Annotated in this window: 1 protein-coding gene; it reads left to right on the forward strand. The window is 47.2% G+C overall.

Annotated elements, in window-relative coordinates; all coding sequences use genetic code 11:
* Positions 1-226: 226 nt before the first annotated feature.
* Positions 227-847: a trimeric intracellular cation channel family protein gene (locus V4C51_RS17755; RefSeq protein WP_330927500.1), complete on the forward strand. Its 621-nt coding sequence runs from the start codon at positions 227-229 to the stop codon at positions 845-847.
* Positions 848-1145 lie beyond the last annotated feature (298 nt).

Genomic DNA, 1145 nt, shown 5'->3' on the forward strand with positions numbered 1-1145 from the left:
GAAGGAGCGCCGTACCGGGGAGTACGGCCGACTGAGCAAAACTCCCTTAGAGCCGCAAGGAGCAAGCAAGGCCAGGAGCATGTTTATGAAATATCCGGGCTAGCACCATAAACAAAAAACCGGCAAAATCATCTGGGCAAAACTACGATGGAGCTGTTAACATCGCGCTCCTTTTGCCAAATTATTTGCTCAGTCTAGGAGCCTGTTCATTGTTTGAGAGAATCCTGTGTTACTGACCGTTTTATATATCATCGCTATCACTGCTGAAGCCATGAGTGGCGCGCTGTCAGCGGGTCGCAAAAATATGGACCCTGTTGGCGTCGTGTTTATTGCCTGTATTACCGCCATTGGCGGTGGTTCGGTGCGTGATATGTTACTGGGCAGTTATCCCCTCACCTGGGTGGCACATCCCGAGTATGTGGTAATCATAGTGGTTACCGCCCTGATAACGATGCTTATCAGTCAATACATGGGTAAAAAGGTGATGAAGCTGTTTATCCTTCTGGATGCCGCGGGCCTTATTACCTTCAGTATTATTGGTGCCCAGAAAACCCTGGATCTCGGTCATGGCTATGTTATTGCCAGCATTATGGCAGTAATGACCGGTGTATTTGGCGGTGTTTTGCGCGACATCCTCTGTAATGACGTTCCCCTGGTCTTTAAGCAGGAACTCTATGCCAGTGTATCCCTCGTGGCTGGTGCCCTCTATTTCTGCCTGCTCACCGTTGGCCTCAGCCAACTGATCGTTGTCCTTATCACGTTGGTCACTGGTTTTACTCTACGAATGCTGGCAGTGCAGTTTAAACTGGAGTTGCCCAAATTCCGTTATGAAGGCTCAGCGCACTGACTGAGGAAACAATACAAACGGGAAATCCATGTCAATTCTATTGCAGTGGGAATAGAACGTTACGTTAGTATTATTTCCAGACAAATCCACAAGGCTAATTCAATTATTAACAACGCATAGCGTTACGCGCTTATAATAAGAAACGGTCTTAAAAGTCATGCTCTTACTGCGGCTACGATAAATGGGCCTAAAAAGTCGCTTTTGTTCGTCAAATAGTCCCACTATTCTCCTCACAAAAGCGACTTTTTATCCGCCATTTCTCGCGGTCCTCGCTACGGGCAGACTTTTAAGACTGCTT

This window comes from Candidatus Sororendozoicomonas aggregata (assembly GCF_031528575.1).
Classification (GTDB): domain Bacteria; phylum Pseudomonadota; class Gammaproteobacteria; order Pseudomonadales; family Endozoicomonadaceae; genus Endonucleibacter; species Endonucleibacter aggregata.